19 protein-coding genes are annotated in these 21967 nt (G+C 50.9%); 4 read left to right on the forward strand and 15 right to left on the reverse strand.

Going from position 1 to position 21967, the window contains the following annotated elements:
- Positions 1-197: 197 nt before the first annotated feature.
- The 3 genes from AC07N2_RS02510 to AC07N2_RS02520 form a co-directional block, all read right to left on the reverse strand.
- Positions 198-1934 (reverse strand): dipeptide ABC transporter ATP-binding protein, encoded by a 1737-nt coding sequence (locus AC07N2_RS02510; protein ID WP_494776861.1) that lies wholly within the window; start codon positions 1932-1934, stop codon positions 198-200.
- Positions 1931-2860: an ABC transporter permease gene (locus AC07N2_RS02515; protein WP_494776862.1), complete on the reverse strand. Its 930-nt coding sequence runs from the start codon at positions 2858-2860 to the stop codon at positions 1931-1933. The genes AC07N2_RS02510 and AC07N2_RS02515 overlap by 4 nt, the downstream gene beginning before the upstream one ends.
- Positions 2861-2928: 68 nt before the next feature.
- Entirely contained in the window at positions 2929-4314 is a 1386-nt protein-coding gene (locus AC07N2_RS02520) for an LLM class flavin-dependent oxidoreductase (RefSeq protein ID WP_494776863.1), read from the reverse strand.
- A gap of 768 nt (positions 4315-5082) precedes the next feature.
- Between AC07N2_RS02520 and AC07N2_RS02525 the strand changes: the two genes are divergently transcribed.
- From AC07N2_RS02525 to AC07N2_RS02540, 4 genes are all read left to right on the forward strand, one after another.
- Positions 5083-5997 (forward strand): CysB family HTH-type transcriptional regulator, encoded by a 915-nt coding sequence (locus AC07N2_RS02525; RefSeq protein WP_494776864.1) that lies wholly within the window; start codon positions 5083-5085, stop codon positions 5995-5997.
- Positions 5994-6536, forward strand: a complete 543-nt coding sequence (locus AC07N2_RS02530) for a GNAT family N-acetyltransferase (protein WP_494776865.1) — start codon at positions 5994-5996, stop codon at positions 6534-6536. The genes AC07N2_RS02525 and AC07N2_RS02530 overlap by 4 nt, the downstream gene beginning before the upstream one ends.
- Before the next feature lie 136 nt (positions 6537-6672).
- A complete protein-coding gene (locus tag AC07N2_RS02535; protein ID WP_494776866.1) occupies positions 6673-7587 on the forward strand; it encodes a sulfurtransferase in 915 nt (304 codons plus the stop codon).
- 57 nt (positions 7588-7644) lie between these two features.
- Complete coding sequence (locus AC07N2_RS02540; protein WP_494776867.1) at positions 7645-8751, forward strand: YeeE/YedE family protein; 1107 nt, start codon at positions 7645-7647, stop codon at positions 8749-8751.
- A 62-nt stretch (positions 8752-8813) separates the two neighbouring features.
- On the opposite strand, the gene AC07N2_RS02545 is transcribed toward AC07N2_RS02540, so the two are convergent.
- The 12 genes from AC07N2_RS02545 to AC07N2_RS02600 all read right to left on the reverse strand — a co-directional run bounded on the left by AC07N2_RS02545 (position 8814) and on the right by AC07N2_RS02600 (position 21452).
- Positions 8814-9239 carry a GNAT family N-acetyltransferase gene (locus tag AC07N2_RS02545; protein WP_494776868.1) on the reverse strand — a complete coding sequence of 142 codons (426 nt, stop codon included), beginning with the start codon at positions 9237-9239 and terminating at the stop codon, positions 8814-8816.
- A gap of 49 nt (positions 9240-9288) precedes the next feature.
- Positions 9289-11127 carry an ABC transporter ATP-binding protein gene (locus tag AC07N2_RS02550; protein ID WP_494776869.1) on the reverse strand — a complete coding sequence of 613 codons (1839 nt, stop codon included), beginning with the start codon at positions 11125-11127 and terminating at the stop codon, positions 9289-9291.
- Complete coding sequence (locus AC07N2_RS02555; protein ID WP_494776870.1) at positions 11124-13091, reverse strand: ABC transporter ATP-binding protein; 1968 nt, start codon at positions 13089-13091, stop codon at positions 11124-11126. The genes AC07N2_RS02550 and AC07N2_RS02555 overlap by 4 nt, the downstream gene beginning before the upstream one ends.
- Before the next feature lie 87 nt (positions 13092-13178).
- Entirely contained in the window at positions 13179-14195 is a 1017-nt protein-coding gene (locus AC07N2_RS02560) for an aldo/keto reductase (protein WP_494776871.1), read from the reverse strand.
- A gap of 46 nt (positions 14196-14241) precedes the next feature.
- On the reverse strand, positions 14242-15558 hold the full coding sequence (locus AC07N2_RS02565; RefSeq protein WP_494776872.1) for an SfnB family sulfur acquisition oxidoreductase: 1317 nt from the start codon (positions 15556-15558) through the stop codon (positions 14242-14244).
- A gap of 44 nt (positions 15559-15602) precedes the next feature.
- On the reverse strand, positions 15603-16967 hold the full coding sequence (locus tag AC07N2_RS02570) for an LLM class flavin-dependent oxidoreductase (protein WP_494776873.1): 1365 nt from the start codon (positions 16965-16967) through the stop codon (positions 15603-15605).
- Positions 16968-17363: 396 nt separating this feature from the next.
- A complete protein-coding gene (locus tag AC07N2_RS02575; RefSeq protein WP_494776874.1) occupies positions 17364-18377 on the reverse strand; it encodes an aldo/keto reductase in 1014 nt (337 codons plus the stop codon).
- 135 nt (positions 18378-18512) lie between these two features.
- Positions 18513-18989 carry a GAF domain-containing protein gene (locus AC07N2_RS02580; RefSeq protein WP_494776875.1) on the reverse strand — a complete coding sequence of 159 codons (477 nt, stop codon included), beginning with the start codon at positions 18987-18989 and terminating at the stop codon, positions 18513-18515.
- A gap of 36 nt (positions 18990-19025) precedes the next feature.
- Positions 19026-19457, reverse strand: coding sequence for an ExbD/TolR family protein (locus AC07N2_RS02585; RefSeq protein WP_494776876.1), 432 nt, complete (start codon positions 19455-19457; stop codon positions 19026-19028).
- Between the two features lie 23 nt (positions 19458-19480).
- A complete protein-coding gene (locus AC07N2_RS02590; protein ID WP_494776877.1) occupies positions 19481-19909 on the reverse strand; it encodes an ExbD/TolR family protein in 429 nt (142 codons plus the stop codon).
- Between the two features lie 3 nt (positions 19910-19912).
- Positions 19913-20758, reverse strand: a complete 846-nt coding sequence (locus AC07N2_RS02595) for a MotA/TolQ/ExbB proton channel family protein (RefSeq protein ID WP_494776878.1) — start codon at positions 20756-20758, stop codon at positions 19913-19915.
- A 73-nt stretch (positions 20759-20831) separates the two neighbouring features.
- Positions 20832-21452, reverse strand: coding sequence for a TonB family protein (locus AC07N2_RS02600; RefSeq protein ID WP_494776879.1), 621 nt, complete (start codon positions 21450-21452; stop codon positions 20832-20834).
- Positions 21453-21967 lie beyond the last annotated feature (515 nt).

Genomic DNA, 21967 nt, shown 5'->3' on the forward strand with positions numbered 1-21967 from the left:
CGACTCGTTCTTTACAACTGCAATGGGACTAGCAGTCATGCTGCTTGCGTCCGCATAGATAGTTGCCGTACTGCTCCTCGAATCTCTCTTATCGTTTTTATAAAAATTCTGGAGGCAATACATCACGACATCGGCACTCAATGACTTCCATACTGGGCTTCTGTTTCTTGTCATCGATTGATCGCTTGCGCGCTGAATCATGCTGCATCAAGTTCACCTTCTTTTTCACTTTCCCTACTCCCGATATCAATTGAATGCGCTACGCGTTTTCTTGTTCCCAGTTGTGGCACTGCACTCAGTAGCGTTTGCGTATAAAGATGCTGAGGATTCTCGAAGACTTCGTGCACGCCGCCAGATTCGACGACCACACCATCCTTCATCACCAGAATCCGGTCACTGATCCTATGGATCACGCCAAGATCGTGCGAGATGAACAGACAGGACAAACCCAGGCGATCTTTCAGATCGATCAGCAAGTCGAGAATTTGTGCTTGCACCGATACATCAAGTGCGGAAACCGGTTCGTCGCAGACCAGCACTTCCGGCTCCGGCGCGAGTGCGCGTGCGATGGCAATGCGTTGGCGTTGTCCGCCGGATAATTCGATAGGACGACGATGCAGATAACTTTGATCAAGTCGCACCAGATGCAGTAGTTCAATAGCGCGTGCCCGCGTTTTTTCTGCATCGGTATAACCAGCTACGCCCAGTGCTTCAGCCAACACACGCTCTACCGTGTAACGCGGATCGAAAGAAGCGAGCGGATCTTGAAAAACGACTTGTATGCGTTTGCGCTCTGCGCGTTGTTCGTCAGCAGTGAGCTCACTCCAGATCCGATCACGCAAGCGCACGTTGCCGATGTTGGGCGTTTCCAGCCCAAGCACCATGCGCGTCAAGGTTGTCTTGCCGGAGCCGGATTCACCGACGATGCCAACGGTCTCGCCTTTGCGCAAAGCGAAGGACACTTCGGATACCGCGATGCGCTTGACGCCATCGGCACCGTAGAAAATCTTGGTCAGGTTGTTGCATTCCACAACGATAGGATGCTTGTTGAGGACGCTGGCAGGCAGCTCGGTCGGCACGCTGATTAAATGACCATCTTCTGCGACGGCAACTCTTTGACGAGCCGGACCGCGCTTCTGCACAGAAGACACAGCAGACAATAATGATTTGGTATAAGGATGTTGCGGATCGTGCAGGATGGCATCCAGCGGTCCTTGCTCAACGATCTCGCCATGCCACATCACGGCCACGCGATCAGCCAGGCGCGATACCACTGCGAAGTCATGGCTGACGATCAGCATTGCGTTATCTGGCGTGCGCAAGGATTCGAGCAAATCCAGTACTTGCGCCTGCACGGCCGCATCGAGTGCGGTAGTCGGCTCATCAGCAATCAGCAGTTCAGGATTGCAGGCAATTGCAGAAGCAATCAATGCACGTTGACGCAAGCCGCCAGACAATTGATGCGGATACTGACGCAGACGCGATTCAGGATCGGGCATACCGACCGAACGCAACAAGGCGATGACTTTTTCTTCACGCTGCTGTTTGGTGAAGTTGCCATGTAATTTGAGCGGCTCGGCAACTTCTGCTCCTACCGTGCGCAAAGGATCCAGCGAACCAAGCGCATCCTGCATCACAAAGCCGACCCGACGACCGCGAATATCGCGCCACGTGCGTTCATTAAAATGACGCAGATCATCGCCATCGAATTGCAAGCGATCTGCCTGCAGTGTGCTGCGATGCCCGGTCAAGCCAACCAGCGTACGTGAAGTAACGCTTTTGCCGGAACCAGACTCGCCCACCAGTGCCAGGCATTCGCCACGATGCAAGTTGAACGAGATGCCTTTAATGACAGTGGGACCGTCATGCCCAAAACGGACATGCAGGTTTTCCACTTCCACCAACGGTCGTGCCTTGCTTGCCTGCGTTGTCATGTGCGCTTGCCTTCACTACGCAATAACAACTCACGCCCCAATGCCGTGATGGAAATCACCGTCAAGGTCACTGCAACACCTGGTGCCGTGACCAGCCACCATGCGTTCGACAAAAAGTTGCGGCCGACTGACAACATTGATCCCCACTCCGGTGAAGGTGGCGGTGCGCCAAAACCAAGAAAGCTCAATGCCGCACCGGCAGCAATTTTTCCGCCTATGCCTATCGTCGCCAATATCAAAACCGGTTTGATCGTATTCGGTAATACGTGACGCAGGATGATCGTCGAGCGACGCAAACCCAGAGTAGTCGCCGCCTCCACATATTGCGCATGACGCACGCTATATGTTTGTGCACGTACCATGCGGGCATAACGCGGTACGCTGGCAACACCAACAGCGACGATCGTGTTGAACATGCCTTGTCCCCAGAAGGTAATGATGACCAGCGCCAGCAACAGATCGGGGAATGACAGCAATACATCAATCACACGCATCAAGAGATTATCTACAATGCGATTACCCAGACCGGCGAACAAACCTATCGTCACACCAAAGATCAGACCGATCACTGTCGCTGCCAAACCCATCAGCAGTGATGGACGTACGCCATAGATCAAACGCGTCCAGACATCACGTCCGTTTTCATCCGTGCCCAGCCAATGCACTGCGCTAGGTAGGCGGAATGCTTCACGCGCCGATGCTGCCAAAGGATCACCCGAAGTAATCCAGCTCGGCTGCAGAGCAGCGACGATTAAAAAGAGGACGAAGATGGCAGCCAGAACCAAACCAGGACGCAAGTTGCGCCAATCATTCAGGCGATTGGACAAGCGCCCACCGCGCGCAATCGACTGATCGAGCGTCGCGCCAAAATCAGGCGCCTCCAGTTGAACTGTTGATCCCGTACTCATTGCGGGTAAAGTACTCATTGCGGACAAACCTCGGTGATCGTTTTAATGGGGAGTTAATTACGCGATGATGCGTGCGGTGAAGATGGTCAGACGGCGAGCAAGCTCTCGCACACTTCTTCCTCTTCGTACTGGCTTCTTGGTCGTGACAAGCCGAGGTGATGACGCAAGGTAGTGCCGGTATATTCAGTGCGAAAAATGCCGCGCTTACGTAAAATCGGTACGACCTGATCGACAAAAATCTCAGCACCAGACGGGAACATGTCCGGCATGATGTTGAAGCCGTCAGCAGCGCCGGACTTGAACCATTCTTCCAGCGTGTCGGCAATTTGTTCCGGCGTACCGACTGCCAGACGATGGCCGCTGCGTATGCGTTTGGATAATTGACGAACGGTCAGGTTTTCAAGTTTCGCCAGATTGATTTGCGCATCGAAGAAGCCATGTGATCCTGCACCGAGTGCACGCGCTGCAGGATCACGTGTCATCTCACGTACATCTTGAATACGATGCCACGGCAATGGCGCATCCAAATCCAGATCGCTGACCGCAATGCCGATACGCGCTGCGATCTGTCCAGCCAAACCGAGTTCGCCCTGATAGCTGTCCAGCTCATCGCAACGTGCATGCGCTTCCGCCTCGGTGCTACCGATGACAGTAGACAGGCCAGGCATGATCTTCAAGGAATGAGGATCACGACCCCATGTACGTGCGCGATTTTTCATCTCGCTATAGAAGGCCTGACCATCCGGTAAGGTAGTTTGCGTCGTAAAGATCGCATCGGCATAACGCGAGCCAACCGACTTGCCACCTTCAGATGATCCGGCTTGCACCAATACCGGTCGACCTTGCGGTGAGCGCGGCACATTCAACGGTCCTTTTACTGAAAAATGCTGACCGACATGATCGATCGCATGCACCTTGCTCGCATCAGCGAACACGCCTTTTTTCCAGTCATTGATAATCGCTTCGTCTTCCCAGCTATCCCACAGCTTGAGTGCGATATCGATAAATTCTGCGGCACGGCCGTAACGATCCTCATGCAGAGGCGCACCATTCAAACCAAAATTCTTCGCAGCGATATCGCCAGCTGTCGTCACCACATTCCATGCGATACGTCCACCGCTGATGTGATCGATCGAAGCAAGACGACGTGCCAAGTTGTAAGGGTCGTTATATGTCGTTGATGCGGTGGCAATCACACCTATGTGTTTGGTTGCGAGTGCAACCGCGGTAAGCAATACCGTAGGCTCCAGTCCACCGATAGGATTGGTAGCGACATTGCCATTAAGCGCAGGGCCATCCGCCAGAAAAATGGCATCGAGCGTGCCACGCTCCGATATACGTGCGATGTTCTGGAAATATTCCACGCCAAGCAATGCGCTGCTCGGCACTTCTGCGAAGCGCCATGCCGAACCGTGTCCTCCGAGACCGAGGATATTCATGCCAATACTCATTTGGCGTGGGGGCGATGCCATCTTGATTCCTTCTTCAACAACACTCAGGCTTGCGATATGCAAGCGAATAATTTTTTTGTGAAGTTACCGCCTTCATCTCCATGTCACAAACAATAAAAACTGCGATCTATAGCAAGAGATTTGATATATCGTTTGATCGATGCCTCGCATCAGCAAACACGATTAATGGTTTGCGCCATAAAAAAACCCGCGACCTTGCGGCGCGGGTTAAATCCAATCTTGAGAGATATCGGACAATGACAAGTTGAATCCTAGCCTCTCCTTCTCATACATCCAACGAAGCAATTCATGCTTATAAATTCGGGATGTGCATATCAAACTTCAGATATGCATATTCGTACAAATTCGTTGCCAAGCACTGGCAAGAATTTCTATGATTAGCATCACTGCATAGCAATAGATAGTTGCAATTAAGGAATGAAATTCATCAAGCACTCATTTCTGAAATGAGCACGTCCATTGCAGAGAAACATTCCGTGTCTCCTATACGATAAATTTTAACGATGCTTTCATTACTGTTTTAAGCGTCTATTTTTTTAAGTACTTAGAGCCGCATGCATATATCAAATATCTTTAACGTTTAGCGGAATATGCAAACAATTTTTAATTGGTTCTTATATGAAATTCGGATTGTTATGCTAAATAAATTGGCATCGTGTCGCCGTATAAATACACGGAATACATAAGCATTCGAATGAATAAACTTTGCCCTCTTCTGCAACACATACGCAAGGTAGTAGCAATCAGTATTAACGGAGAAAAAGCTTCATGAATTTTCAGCAATTACGATTTGTACGCGAAGCGATACGGAACAATCTCAATCTGACCGAGGTTGCAGCGGTGCTATACACATCGCAATCCGGTGTGAGCAAACAGATCAAGGATCTGGAAGACGAACTAGGCATAGACCTCTTCGTCCGCTCAGGCAAGCGACTGACCTCTGTCACGCGTGCAGGTGATGGCGCGGTAGAAATCGTCAAACGCATCCTGCTGGAAACTGAAAATCTGCGACGATATGCCAGTCAATACTCAGGCGTCGATACCGGTCAATTGATCATCGCCGCCACGCACACACAAGCGCGTTACACGCTGCCAAAAGTAGTCGAACAATTCAATAATGAATTCCCCAAAGTAAAACTGGAACTGCATCAAGGCACACCGAATCAGGTCGCCGCCATGATCAGCAACGGCGAAGCAGATATCGGCATCGCCAGCGAAGTACTCGACCAATCACCAGACCTTATTTCCTATCCATGCTTCTCCTGGAATCACCAGGTCATCGTTCCTATCGATCACCCATTAGTGAAAAAATCACCGGTCACACTGGAAGACATCGCGCAATATCCATTGATCACTTACAACCCGCAATTCACTGGACGTAAATGCGTCGATGCTGCATTCAATCAGGCAGGTTTAATACCTGACTTCCGCCTGACAGCAATGGATGCAGACGTCATCAAGACCTATGTCGAACGTGGACTTGGTGTCGGCATCGTGGCAGAAATGGCTTTGGATGGCATAGAGAAGAACGGCTTGACGGTACTAGAGACAGAAGGTACGTTGTTCGGCTCATGCACGACCCTGGTCGCTGTCAGGAACGGCACCTTTCTGCCTTCGTTCGCTTATCGCTTCCTGGAAACGTTTGCGCCGAATTTGAGATTGGAAGATTTGAAGAGCGCGTGATCAAGTCAGATATCGTAGATCAAGTGTCCATCAGATACGCAAATGAAACGGACATTTCTGACATTGCACGCGTATTGGTGGATACATGGCGCACAACTTTTCAAGGCCACATTACTTCATCATTTCTCGACAGCCTGAGTTACTCACAACAAGAAGCACGTCATCGCAAGACGCTGGAAGCGGCAAATGTTCTGTACTACGTAGCGACGAACCAGGATGGGAAGGTTGTGGGATTTGCCCGCGCTGGGCCAGATCGAACGATTGAGCAACCTTGCGATGTCGAGCTATACGCAATCTATATACGCAAAGAAAATCAAGGCCATGGAATTGGACGCAAGCTCGTCAATGCGATTGCCACCGAATTAATCAAACACGATAAAAAATCTCTGAGGGTATGGGCATTGACCAACAATCCATTTCGGCATTTCTACGCACATCTCGGTGCCTATTCTGAAAGCATCAAACCGATCCAACTTGGATCGGAAGAGTATGAGCAAGAGAGCTTCGTGTGGAAAGATCTCTCCCTCCTGACTGCTTGATCATCGAATATTTATTCCACTTTATGGAACATGCATTTTCTGAATATCGATATTGAAAATGCTTCGTTGTTCGTCGGCAATCTCTTCGGTAATGTGAATGCGTAACGCTTTCTTAACAACCGGAGGAGAATCAAACATGAAAATCATCAAGTCCCTGCTGATTGCAGGCAGCTTGTTTTTAGGTGCGGCACATGCTGCGCCTAGTGACTTCCTCGTCAGCACAGACTGGCTGGAAAAAAACATCAGCAATCCGAAATTACGCCTGATTGAAGTTAGTGTTAATCCCGGCGTATTCGAACGCGCGCACATCCCTGGCGCGGTAAATTTTGAATGGCATACCGATCTGGTCGACACAGTCCGTCGCGATATCGCGAGCCAGCAAAACTTTGAAAAACTGCTGCGTAACGCCGGCATCAATAACGACAGCACTGTCGTACTCTATGGCGACACCAATAACTGGTTCGCGGCATGGGGCGCATGGGTATTCGATATCTATGGCATCAAGAACGTCAAACTGCTGGATGGCGGTCGCAAAAAATGGGAAACAGAAAATCGCCCACTGGTTGCTGTGACCAAATTGCCGGCAGCTGGCAATATCAAAGTCAGCGCAGCCAATCCTGCATTGCGCGCACGTTTGAGCGATGTCGTTGCAGCAGCAGAAAAGAAAAGCAATGTGGCATTGGTCGACATTCGTTCACCTGATGAATACAGCGGCAAAATCTTCGCACCAGCCGGCGTACAAGAATTGGCTATCCGCGCCGGTCACATCCCGGGCGCAGCTAACGTGCCTTGGGGCCAAGCTGTTGCAGCGGATGGCACTTTCAAATCGGTTGATGAACTGAAGAAAATCTATGCGGCAGCCGGCATCGATGGCAGCAAACCAGTCATCACTTACTGCCGCATCGGCGAGCGCTCCAGCCACACCTGGTTCGCACTGACAAAACTGCTGGGCTATGACGTCCGCAACTACGATGGTTCGTGGACGGAATACGGCAACGCAGTTGGTGTACCGGTGACGAATCTGGCCGGCACAGTATGGGGCGGCAAATAATTGGCTGATCTGGCATTGCCGCCGCTTCGGCGGCTTGTGCCATCTGTCATTGTCCTGATGGCAGCAGTCTGGTTTTCTCACACCCTTGGCAGCGTTGCCGAGGGTGGACGCGAACTGGCACTGTCTGCCCTTTTTGGCATTGCATTTGGCATCTTCCTGCAGCGTTCGCGCTTCTGTTTTTTTTGCGTCAGTCGCGACTTCATTGAGCGACGCGATGCCCGTGGTTTGCTCGGCATCATTGCCGCGCTCGTGATTGGCATACTCGGTTATCACCTGGTCTTCGGCGCCTTCATGCCGACCCCGACTATTGGTCGTCTTCCACCGCAAGCCCATATAGGACCTGTCAGCTGGATACTGGCGGCAGGTGCACTCAGCTTCGGCTTTGGCATGGCGATCGCAGGTTCATGCATCAGCGCACATCTATATCGCCTCGGCGAAGGCTCTACCGTCTCGCCGTTTGCCTTGCTCGGCGCCCTGTTTGGTTTCGTCCTGGGTTTCCTGAGCTGGAACACGCTGTATCTTTCCGGCATACAGCAAGCGCCGGTCATTTGGCTGCCGCATCACTTCGGCTATGCCGGATCGGTGGCATTGCAACTCATCGTACTGGCTGCGCTGGCCATCTGGCTCTGGCGTGGACATAAGGCACAAGAAGCAACTCCCGACAGCAAATGGGAAAGACGCTGGCCGACATATGTAGGCGGTTTGCTGATCGGCTTCCTCGGTGTGCTGGCTTACTTCCGTATTGCGCCACTGGGCGTCACTGCCGAACTCGGCAGCATCGCACGCACCACCGCAGACCACCTGCACTGGCTGCCAAGCCGACTGGAAGGAATAGACACCTTCTCCGGTTGCGCCACCGTCATCAAGGAAACCTTGTGGTCGAAAAACGGCGTATTCGTCCTCAGTCTCATATTCGGTTCGCTGGCTGCCGCACTCTCTGCCGGCGACTTCAAACCGCGCCGCCCCAAACTTCCTGAAATCAGCCGCGCTTTTGTTGGCGGCATCCTGATGGGCTGGGGTTCTCTGGTCGCGCTGGGTTGCACAGTCGGCACGTTGCTATCCGGAATCATGGCAGGCGCGGCATCAGGCTGGATATTTGCGCTCTTTCTTTTCGGAGGGTTGTGGATAGGATGGCAAGTGCGCGTGAAGATGAAGTGGAACTAAAGATGCCTCTCTTCAATTTTCCAGAATTGGAGGAGGTATTTAAACTACAAAAGGAACGAGCTTCATTCTTTCATTATTTTTGAAAATCTCAGACCATCTAATGCATATCCATTTTTCTCATAGAAATGATGAGCATCAAGACGCTTATTGCTGCTCGTCACCTCAAACTTGATACAACCTTTTGTACGAAACCATTGCTCGGCCACATCCATCAAGGCAATGCCAATTTGCTCCCGGCGATGCGCTTCATCTACAACCAGAGAAGTAATCCGTCCCATACTTCCCTTTACATGGAATAGCTGAAAAGCATGAATACTGATGCTACCGACGACCTTCCGATTCAATTCCGCTACAAATACATGATCAAAATCGCTAGTCGCTGCAATCTTTTTTCTCACTTCTTCGAAATCAATTGCATAACCAAGCTGCAGCAGCAATTTTTCTATTGCACCGCAATCAGCAAAAACTGCAGGTCTGACTATCAACATTAATTTCCGTTTATTAGACTTAAAGGATCAAAGAAATTCATCGTTAAGATTAGCTATTCTGGACATGTTCGTCTGCTGCCTCGACAAAATCATCAAACGATTCATTGCTGCTGGCATGCAGCTTCGCATATAAACCTTTATTCCCAAGCAGTTCTTCGTGCGAACCTTTCTCAACGATACGACCTTTTTGAAGCACCACGATCACATCCGCATCCCGTATTGTTGCAAGACGGTGCGCAATGATGATGGTGGTTCTTCCTTTACGCAGCACATTCAACGCACGTTGAATTTCCAGTTCGGTGAAGCTATCAATATTCGCGGTCGCTTCATCCAGAATCAGAATCTTCGGTTTCGCCAACAACGCTCTGGCAAAACTTAATAGCTGACGCTGGCCTATCGATAGATTACGGCCACGCTGGCCCAGCTGTGTATCGTAACCATCCGGCAAGCGCATGATGAAGTCATGTGCACGTACGGCCTTGGCAGCTTCGATGACCTGCTCGCGGGTTGCCCATTGCAAGCCGTAACGCATATTGTCTGCAATCGTGCCGCTGAATAAGAACGGCTCTTGCAACACCATACCGACGCATTGCCCCAATGAATCCAGTGTCAGATCACGTACATCCTGCCCGCCGACTTTGACTTCGCCATCCCACACATCGTAGAAGCGATGTATCAATGCTGCGATACTGGTTTTACCGGAACCGGTCGGGCCGACCAGGGCCACTGTTTGATACGGTTGAATATGCAGATTCAAATCGTGCAACACCGGCTGGTTGGGACGATAACCGAAGGTGACATGATTGAATTCAATCGCGGGGGGTACGTCTGCCAATTCTTGAGCATCTGCCTTGTCACTCAAGGTAACTTCAACATCCAGCACTTCAAAAATCCTGTGGCCCGATGCCATCGCACGTTGCATGACGGTGTATTGCATCGTTAATGTACGTATCGGATCGAAGAAGCGTTGCACACAAAAAATGAAAGCGACCATTACGCCAACATCAAGCTGTCCCGACACGACTGATGAACCACCGACGACGACGACGATCGCCATTGCGAATCCAGTGAGCGTATCCACTGTTGGCATCATCACCTGTGCGGCGCGCGAAGAACCAATTTGTGCTTCCAGATTTTCTATTGCGCGCACATCGTAGCGTTGGAAGTTGACGATCTCACGACGACTCTCTTGTACGGTACGTATGCCGTTGATGTTTTCTGCCAATGCAGAGTTGACGCTAGACGACGCTTCACGCGCACGTGTGAATGCCTTGCGTGCCCACGGCAACCATATCTTGCGTACGATCACCATCATCGGCAATACGCACAAGGTCAGCAAACCCAGCTTCACATCCATCAGCAACAGCACAGTGATGATACCCAGCAACAGGAAAAAATCGCCGACTGCAGAAACCGATGTCTCCATGAATTCCTGCAAGGAATTAATATCGCCTTGCAGGCGCGACATCAGACGTCCGACTTGTGTCTGATCAAGAATAGACAGCGATACATGTTGCAAGTGATTGAACATCGCGCGCCGCAGATCAAAAATCACGCGTTGTGCCAAACGTGCCGCCACCCATTCCTGAAAGAAGTTGGATACCGAATTCAACACGATGAGGAAGCCGAATGCGATCAGGATGGTATTGAATGCGTAACTGGAATTACCTACCGCGCTATCGACCGCATAGCGCACCGTCACCGGAATCAACACTTGTACTATCGTGAACAAGGCAACCGTAAAGACAACCGCAAGCAAGGCCCAGCGATGTGGCTTTATATAAACCCATAGACGTGAAACGACACGACTATCGTAGCGAGAGAAAATCTCTTCGCCACGTACTTCTGCATTCAGGTCGATGCTCTTTTTTTGTTCTGGTGCGCTCAAGATGCCAACTCCACGTTATCGTTCTGTATCGCCGTAGCAGCAACTAATTCATTGACTGCATTTCTTTGCTCCTGCGCTCCGCGATTCTGCAAAGCCCATAAAGCGGCGTAGTGTCCACCGGCAGCGACCAGTTCTGCGTGCGTACCACGTTCAACGATACGACCTTCATCCAACACGATGATTTGATCAGCGTGTTTAAGCGAACTCAACCTATGCGCAATGATGATGGTTGCACTATTCTTCATCGATTCCTGCAAAGCAGCGCGTACGCGTTGTTCTGTCGCTGGGTCAATTGCTGCCGTAGAGTCATCGAGAATCAGGATTGCGGGCTGATCCAACAAGCCACGCGCAATCGTCATGCGTTGACGCTGACCACCAGACAAGGCAACACCACGCTCACCAACGCGTGTGGTGTAACCCTTGGGCAATTGCTCTACGTGTTCGTGTATCTGCGCAATCGATGCAGCATCAATCACGCGTGCCTCATCAATCAAAGGCTCGGCATACGCCACGTTGTTATGTATCGATGTATCGAACAGAAAATTCTCTTGCTGCACCAGACCGACGGCACGCCGCAAGGATGTCAATTTCAATGAGCGCAAGTCCTGACCATCGATCGTGATGCGACCGGAATCAACTTCATAGAAGCGTGGAATCAGATGTGCAAGTGTCGATTTGCCACTACCTGGTGCACCGACTATGCCGAGCACCTGGCCTTGTCTTACTTCAAAATTAATGTCGTGCAATATCGCTCTATCATTGGACCCATGACCGTAGGCGAAGTTGACCGATTCAAAACGCAGCACACCTTTATCGATAATCAGATCGTGCGCATCTTTTGCATCCTTGATCTCTGGATCGGTATCCAGCACTTCAAACAAACGTGCGCCCGAACCGGTTGCACGCGCACTGGCGTTGATGATCATGCCGATCTGACGCAGAGGCTGTTGCAGGATCGTGATGAAGGTCAGGAATTCCGTTAACGAACCCACCGTCAAGGCACCGCTCGCTACACGTTGGCCGCCCACCCACAACACCAAAGCCATCGAGGTGTAATACGCCAGAGTCATCGTGCTCATCGAGCCCATACGCACCGTGATGCGCTGATTGGATAAACGCAGGGCGAGGTCGGATATCTTGTCGAACTTGGCCATCTCATGTAGGCGCGACGTGAAGGCACGGACCACGCGCACGCCTTGCAAATTCTCTTCCATGTTTAATGTCATTTCGGACATCATCTTTTGCAATCGCTGCCAGCTGATGCGCAAGTTCAAACCGGTACGTGCCGCATTCCACGCGACAAAAGGAACAAAGCTCAAGGCCAGCAAACCCAAGGTGACATCTATGCTCAACAAGCGCCATGAACCGACACTCAATAACAAGACCAATGTGATGACACGCAATACACCGAACTCCAGGAAAGCTCGTACACCTTCCAGATCCAGCATCCCGCGTGCAATCAAATCGCCGGTATGTATCTTGTCGTGATAGCTGAAGCTGAGCCTCTGCAGCTTTTCAAAGAAAGCCATACGCAAATCGTAACCAACCTTTTGCGCCAGAGTTTCTCCCAGATAACCTTGCAACCCAGTCAGAATGCCACGTACTGCGCAGACGACAACGATCAATCCCCCCGTTACCAGCAAGGCATGCTGTACAACGTCGGCACCCAGTTTGGCATCAGCGAGCAGATGGCCAGCCTGATCCACCGCATGCCCAAGCAGCAATGGCATCAGCAAGTTGAAAACGGCGGCACCCAGCGCCGCCAGAATCGCGAATGTACAACGCCATGGATAACGTACTGCCAATCGCGTCAAACGCCCCAGCACCTGCGGCATGGCTTGTACATCGATCTCTTCCGAATGATGCGGCAACACTTTAGGTATCGGCTTCTTCGCTTTGCTTGCGATGTTGATGGCAGGACTGGCGTCAGGGTCGTCCGCAGAAGGGACAGAAGAAATACTCATAAAACGGCTATCCACAAAATAGTGTTATTTAAAATTCCATGCATACGCTGCACAGATGAGCTGTCTGCATGAGGCAACCCATCGCGATCAAACAATCAGATTACGAGGCACGCGACCTGTTACTGGATATTCTGGATCGGTGTAACCCGGTGTACTCGGATGGCCGGGTGGCACGAGTTTGTCGAACAGCGCCTCATCTTCTGGCGTGAAGCGATAGTTCAATCCGCTCAGATAACCTTGCCATTGTTCAAAAGTGCGCGGACCGCCAATGACTGAAGTCACCAGGCGATTGTTCAACACCCAGGCCAGTGCCAATTCCACATTCGTTGTTCCGTGTGCTTGTGCGTGCTCGTATATCGCTTGCGCGAGTTGCAATGATTCCTGACGCCACTCTGTTTGCAGCGCACGCTTGTCGCCACGGCCGACTCGGCTGTTTTGATCCGGTTCGCTGCCAGGCAGATACTTCCCTGTCAGTACACCACGCGCCAAGGGGCTGTATGGCACCACGCCCAGACCGTGGAAGTTGCATGCCGGTAGATGCTCGACTTCCGGCATTCGGTTGGCTGCGTTGTAATACGGCTGCGACACGATAGGCTGATCAACGCCCAGCTCTTTGCTGAGATGCACAACCTCTGCCACTTGCCATGCGCTGAAGTTGGACAAACCGAAGTAACGTATCTTGCCATGCGCGATCAATTCACCCAGTGTGCGTATCGTCTCGCGCAGAGGCGTCGTCGCATCCGGTCTGTGCAGATAATAGATATCGATGTAATCAGTACCCAGACGTTGCAGACTTTGTTCTACTGCCTGTACCAGACGACGACGTGACAAACCCTTTTCATTCGGCCACTTATCGGAACCGTTACCGACCTTGGTGGCTAACACCCATTTATCGCGCTGAGCGGCAATACCCTTGCCTACTACGCGTTCCGATTCACCATTGGTATATACATCGGCGGTGTCGATAAAGTTGATGCCTTGTTCGTATGCGTGATCAATGATTTGATGCGAGGTTTTTTCATCGGCGGTACCGCCAAACATCATCGCGCCCAGACACAGACGGGATACTTTCAGGCCGCTTTTCCCCAGATTTTCGTATTGCATGTTTCACCACTTTCTTTTTTCAATCAGGCTTAGCTCGGCCGAGTTGTCAGACGCTGGATAGCGCCTCATTCGCTATGTTTACAACATTAATGTCCACCACTGGCTCCTGCACTTTTTCTTCAACCTTTTTTTCTATCTGGTTAAAGCGGCGACGTAGCGGAACTTTGTCGTTCAAATAATAATTGCCGATATCAAACAGACGCCATCGCACCGGATCGTGCAAGGTATGGGTACGCGCATCACGCCAGTAGCGATCCAGATTGTGTTTACTAGCCGTCGATTGCGTACCTGAAAATTCAAACAGCTTGTTGGTAATCAACAGTGCCGCATGGGTACTGGCAGCGCGCACTTCAGATACCGCGATGGACGCTCTGGTCCAGTCCGTTTGCAAGCCAGTCTCATACGCATGGTCTATGATCCTGCCGGCGCGTTCCAGCAACGCTTCTGCCCCATGCAAAGCGACCGATAGATCGCCTATCTCACGTATCGTCAATTGATCATCTTCCCAACTCGCATCGGGCGCGGCATCCGACTTCTTGGGATTACGCCCACGAATGAAGGCTATCGTCGCCTCAAATGCAGCACGCGCGATACCGGTATCAATCGCGGCATGCATGATCTGTCCGGTAGGGCCGACCGGCGATACATGCTCTTTCTTCTCCCGGTGCGAGATAACGAACTTCTTCTCGATACGTGCGTTATCCAGAATCACGCTGCCGCTAGCGGTTGTGCGTTGCCCCAGCGCCGCCCAGTCATCGATGATCGTCAAGCCTTCTGCATGGCGAGAAAAAAATGCCAGGTGATGCTCTTCCTTGTCTTCTGTATTAAGCGCAGTCGGTATCCAGTCTGCATAGAGCGAGCCGGTCGCATAGAACTTGCGGACATTGGCGCGGTAGTGTTCATCACCATCGTCAAACAAGCTTACCTCCCTGTCCTCCGGCTTCTTGACGTTGAGTTCTACCAATGCATTACCAAAGTGGTCGCCGGCGAGTATGCGCTCAAAGAAAAATTTCTTTTGCTCTTCGCTACCGTGTTCACGTATTAACTCAATAACAAAATAATGATTCTGAGGAATCTGACCGATAGATCCATCTGCCTTGGCAAATATCGCAAAGACCTGTGCCAACGTGACGTAGGAAACGCCCGCACCACCATACTCCTTCGGTACCGTAATCGCCCACAAGCCGCTCTGAGTGATTTTTTTCAGTTCCGCTACAGGCAGACGACGCTCACGATCACGTAACGAAGCCTCCTGCGCAAACTCATCGGCTAGGACTTGCGCCACGGCCAGCGCCTCTTCATCGCTGCGTAGCACTGTGACTTTGCCGTGATCGGCATACTGCAATGTTGTGGGTGTACTCATTTTTTTCTCCTTGCATCAATAAGGCTGGCGCTCAGTGCACCTGATTATTTCCATGTTCGATATTGGGCTGCAGTGTGGTTATCAGGAAGCTTGGCACCTTGGCCAAACAACTTTTTCCGCAATGTGCCTTCTTCATAAGCCTCTTTGTATAAACCTCTGGTTTGCAATTCTGGAATCACCAGATCAATGAAATCGCGATAGGTTTCCGGTGCAATGGTGCGCGTCAGATTGAAGCCATCGACATCGGTCTCAGCCACATACTTGGCGATTTCATCCGCAACTTGCGATGGCGTACCAACGATGGCGGAGTTCTGCGCACCGAAGCCACGCGTTGCCAGCAACTTGCGACGCGTCGTTCCTTCGAGGAAGTTGCGACCACGTGCGCTACCGACACGCTTCAAGCGTCCTGGATAAAGTATCTCCAGTTTTTCTGGCGTGATTTCCTCATCCAGTTCAAACTTTTCAAGATCTATGCTTTGTCCACTGGCCATGTGTGCGAGTGAGCCTTCTGCACTGGCGTATTGTTTGTAGTCTTCGTATTTTTCACGCGCAGCTTTTTCGTTGGTATCAACTACTACCGTCAAACCGGTGAACACTAAAATGTCATTTGGTTGGCGGCCAGCATCGACAGCAAGACTACGAATATTGGCAATGCCCTTCGCCAGCAATTCTCGTGTAGGTGCGCCGGTGAATACGCACTCCGCATGTTTGGCGGCGAATTCATTACCGCGTTGCGATGCACCTGCTTGATACAAGACTGGCGTGCGCTGCGGTGATGGCTCGGTCAGGTTATAGACACCATCAACTTTGTAATACGGACCGTTGTGATGAACACGATGTATCTTTTTAGGATCGGCATAGATACCACGTGTGCGATCCTTTAACACGGCATCATCTTCCCAGCTACCTTCCAGCAGCTTGTAGAACACTTCCATAAAATCGTCGCCGCGCTCATAGCGATCGTCATGGTCAATCTGTTGCGTCAAGCCCATCGCGCGTGCAGCGCTATCCAGATAACCGGTGACGATATTCCAGCCGATACGGCCATTACTCAAATGATCCAGCGTGGCGAGGCGACGCGCAAATAAATACGGCTGCTCATACGTCAGGTTGCATGTCACGCCAAAGCCGAGATGTTTGGTTTCCTGCGCCATGATGGGAACCACGTAGAGCGGATCGTTGACTGGCAGCTGCACTGCTTCACGCGCTGTCGTTTCTATGCCATCACCGAGCACGTCATACACGCCGACGATATCCGCAAGGAAGATGCCATCGAACAAACCGCGCTCCAGCAGCTTCGCCAATTCCGTCCAGTATTCCGGCTTGGTGTAATCAACGGAGTTGTCGCGTGGGTGCTTCCACAAACCGTGATGTATGTGACCGACACAGTTCATATTGAAAGCGTTCATGCGGATCTTCTTGCTCATTCTTTATCTCGATCTGTTGCGAAAAATTTATCTATTGGTGAAAAGCCATAGCGGAAGCGCACCGCACTGATAACGGTGGCAACAACATCGATAAAGGACTCCAGAGATGCGCGATAACTAATCGCGCTGATTACATGTACCAACTCTTGGGATTTTTATTGCTGTCGTCGACAACCCAGCGGAGTCGCTCGCCATGGCGAGGATTAAGCGGCCCGACCAAAGAACAATATCAATTCAGTGTCGGCTTAAGAACCAAGCAAATTTCATTTCATTATTCCGATTTTGTTCGGAGTTCATGCAGACGACGTGCAATGCTTAGCTGAATAGATGGATAACAGATCGGTGCGTAACAAAGTGATGCCACGCACCGATAAAGACTTACCAGCGATATGCGCTGGCACCAAAGTTGGCTTCGTAGAATGGTGCGATGTGCGTACCAGGTGGAATGATCGCATCGATGCGTTTGAGGTCTTCTGGCGTGAACGTCACGTCAATTGCCTTGATCGCATCTTCCAATTGTTCCAGCGTACGCGGCCCGGTGATGGCGCTGGTAATGCCAGGCTGTTGCGCCGTCCATGCCAAAGCCAGTTGCGACAATGGCACGCCTTTTTCTGCGGCCAATTCGGAGAGCGGCTCTATCACATCGAACACGCGATCGACAAAACGCTTGGCCTGCATAGGATTGGGATTGGTATAGCGCGAATCCAGTGGCAAGGGCTGACCTTTACGGTATTTACCAGACAGCAGACCGCCGCCAATAGGACTCCACGGAATGACAGCAAGGCCGAAGGTTTCTGCAACCGGGAGCAGCTCGCGCTCTATGCGTCTATCGAGCAAATTGTATGGTGGCTGTTCCGAGACAAAACGATTCAGACCCAGTTCCTTGCTGGCCCACAGAGCTTCGACCACTTGCCAACCGGCGAAGGTGGTCGAGCCGATGTAGCGTACCTTTCCTGACTTTACCAGGTCATCTAATGCACGCAGAGTTTCATCGATAGCTGTCGTCGGTTCCGGCCTATGGATTTGATACAGATCGAGATAATCCGTTTGCAGGCGACGCAGGCTTTCTTCTACTTGCTGAATGATGTGGCGACGAGAACTACCACGTAGATTGCCGTCAGTATCATGCATGGGAAGATGCACTTTGGATGCGAGAAAAATATCGTGACGTTTGCCATTGCGCTTAAGCGCTTCACCAGTGAATTCTTCACTACGACCACGCGCATACACATTGGCGGTATCGATAATGTTGATACCAGCTTCTATCGCGCGATCAACGATGCTTATGGTTTCATCCAGCTCGGTCTTGTTGCCAAACATCATGCAGCCCAATGTCAACGGAGATATCTTGACGCCGGTACGTCCAAAGTTACGATAGTCAGTAAGTGCCATGTAAATCTTCTTGAGAATATGCATCACGCAATGCGTAGCCGGATACGCATTGCTGCGATCCAGAATTCACTGCTTGATGCGATGGGAATAATAATCAGCGAGAGCAGATATCTACTCACCGATTGAAGAGGTGTTTTAATGCAAGAGCACTGCGATTTTCTCCAGCCACAGTTGATCGATTGCGGAGAACGCATCCAGTCTGTCGCTATCGACATCCAGAACGCCAGCTACATTACCGTCGCTATCGAAGTAAGGCACGACGATTTCTGAACGCGACAAGGAGCTGCATGCAATATGACCTGGGAATTGGTCTACATCCGGCACAACGATAGTCGCGGCTTGTTGCCATGCACTGCCGCACACGCCCTTACCTTTTTGAATCCGTGTGCAAGCAACCGGCCCCTGAAATGGACCAAGTACCAATTCATTCTGCTGCACACGATAAAAACCTACCCAATGGAAATCGAATGCTTCTTTCAAGACCGCAGAGATGTTTGCCAAATTAGCGATCACATCCGATTCACTGGCGAGTAAGGATTTAATCTGCGGTAGCAACTGCGCATAGATTTCTACCTTGCTGCCTTGCTTATTGAAACTCAATACCTCGGCCATGCTTACCTTCTTTTTTGTCCGGTAAAACGAATAACTTTATTGCGCAAATTGTTCATTCCCGACCAGTCCGAGTTTGTTCGCACCCAGGCGTTGCGCCGATGCCAGCACAGCGGCCACCGCTTTGTACGGTGCATTGCGATCTGCGCGCAGATGCAGTTCAGGTTGCGTCTCTTGCGCTGCCGCACCAGATAGTTTGATATCCAGTACTTCTCGATCTGGAATAGCTTCACCGTTCCAGCTCACGACACCTGCTGCATTGATATCGACCTGCACCACCTCCGGGATCACCGTTTGTGAAGGAGGATTACCCGCTGGCAAATTGAGTTCTACGTTATGCAACTGAATTGGAATGGTGATGATCAACATGATCAGTAACACCAACATCACATCGATCAGCGGCGTGGTATTCATTTCCGACATGACTTCCAGCTCGCTTGAATCGCCGCCGGAGCCTACACTCATACTCATGATTTATTCCTTCTCGTCAAAATTTATGCACCGCGCGGTGCCGGCTCGGTGATAAAACCTATCTTCACTATCCCCGCACGCTGGCATGCAAATATCACGCGACCGATTGCTTCATATTTGGCATCTCCATCGCCGCGTATCTGAATCTCTGGTTGCGGCTCTTGTACCGAAACTGTTTTCAGTCGCGTCGCCAATGCATCCACACTGGCAACCGATTCTTGATCCCAATAAATTTTGCCGTTTTTGTCGACGGATAAATTGATGTTTTCCGGCTTGGTTTCGCGCACATGATTAACTTCATGCGGGAGATTCACTGCAATCGTGTTGGTGACGACCGGGATCGTGATCAGGAAGATAATCAGCAGCACCAGCATCACGTCGACTAGCGGCGTGGTGTTGATCTCGGATACGACGTTATCTTCTTCCCCGCCATTGCCAAAGGTAAGTGCCATGATTTAGCTCGCTTTGGCTGGCGCAGAGCTGAGCAAGACGGCGTGCAGAGTAGAGCTGAAGTCTTGTACTCTTTCCAACGCAGCCTTGTTGCGACGAACCAGCAAGTTGTAACCAAGAACGGCCGGCACAGCAACTGCCAGACCAATAGCGGTCATGATCAGCGCTTCACCAACCGGACCAGCTACCTTGTCGATCGATGCCTGGCCAGACAAGCCAATCGCCGTCAGCGCGTGATAAATGCCCCACACAGTGCCGAACAAACCAACGAATGGTGCGGTAGAGCCAACCGTCGCTAAAAATGCCAAGCCATCTTGCAAGCGGTTCTTCACCGTATCGACCGAGCTATGCAAGGATTGCACTACCCAGGTATTGAAGTCCACATGCGCCAGTAAACCACTGTGATGTTCGGTTGCTTTCAACGCAAGCGTGCCGATAAAGTGAAACGGTGTTCCACTCTCCAACGTATCTAGACCTTGGCGTACTGTGCCGGCATCCCAGAATGTTTGTTCGGTATCACGTGCCTGCTTATGCAGTTTGCGCTGTGCCAACAACTTGGCGATGATGATGTACCAGCTACCGATGGAGAACAGCAGCAGAATCAGCAGCGTCCCTTTCGCTACGACATCGCTACCATTCCATAAAGCGGAAATACCATAAGGATTGGATTCTTTAGCATGATCACCAGCGACTGCCGCAGCATTGCCGGCGGATGCTTGCGCAGCGGTAATGGCAGATGCGCTAGCAATTGCCGGCGCTGCCACTGTAGATGCCGTCGCAGCAAAGGCAGGAGCGCTGAAGAAAAGTGCCAACACAACAGCGGCGGTGGATAAACGATTACGGCTCAACATGATTTCTCCAATGAAAATATATTCGCAACAAAATTTGCTGCAATGATTAATGTCGGTGGGGCGATGACAACGCCTACTCCACCTTGAATTCGAATGGCACTTGCACCACTACTTCGCGGCCTTGACCTACGCAATTGAAACGATGTGCCGCATCAAGCGCAGCACGGTTCAACAACGGATGTGCCGAACGAATCAAACTGAAATCCTTAGATTCACCATTCGTACCCACCACAAACTGAACCAGTACATTGCCGGAAATATTGTTCTGCAAAGCTTGACGTGGATATTCCAGCGATTGGCGAATGCGAGTGGAATCCGGACAAGCCAACCCGACCTTGGCAACTGCCGGCGTCGGCGTGGCCGGCACATACGGCTCAGGCGGCGCACTGCTGACAGCTGCAATTACATTTTGTTGCGGCTGAATGTTAACCTGCACTTCAGGTGGCGGCACATACGCTGGTGGCGGCTTCACGAATTTCGGTGGTGGCGGAGTCTTGACCTGCGGCGGCGGTGGCGGCAGTTTTATTTCTTCAATGATGCGCGTCTCGATCGGCTTGGTAATGACATTGATCACATCACGCGCAAGGCCGGTGACCAATGCATAACCAATCACCAAATGCAGCAATACGGTCGCACCAATACTGATGATTGATTTTGTTGAATACTGTTGTTGCGGTTCTAATGTGAAATCCAATTTATTTCTCCATGCGTTGCAGGCATCACAAAAAGGAAAGCCCAACGCGCTGTTCTGCATTGCTGAAAATTTCGATTACTACAGACAGGGATTACAATGCGTGACGCATCCATCACCACGAAACGCTAACTACATACAGTCGATATTTCGCGCATGGAGTATTGACTCTATCGACACTCAGCTTGCTCGTTTCCTTGAAGACGCAGAGCGTTATTCTCAAAAAATACGAGCTATGCATGGGTTCTGCAAAGCGGCATAATTTCCCTATCGCTGCCAGAATAGCATCGTGTTTTCCGATTCAATACCAACAAAATTTCACTTCTATATCCAGTTTCTTTCATATCTAAATTCCGAATATTGAAATTGACCCAACACTAAATAAACAAAGAAAAGATGGGGAAGACTTACCATTTTTGGCCATAAAGAACGGTAGGAGGATTGAATATTGCTCTGCCATTGAGGCAGTATCTGCTGCGAACAAATGGATGGAGAATTTTTCTAGAGGCGATCACATA

The sequence above is a fragment of the Herminiimonas sp. GW821-FHT09C12 genome (genome assembly GCF_059416385.1).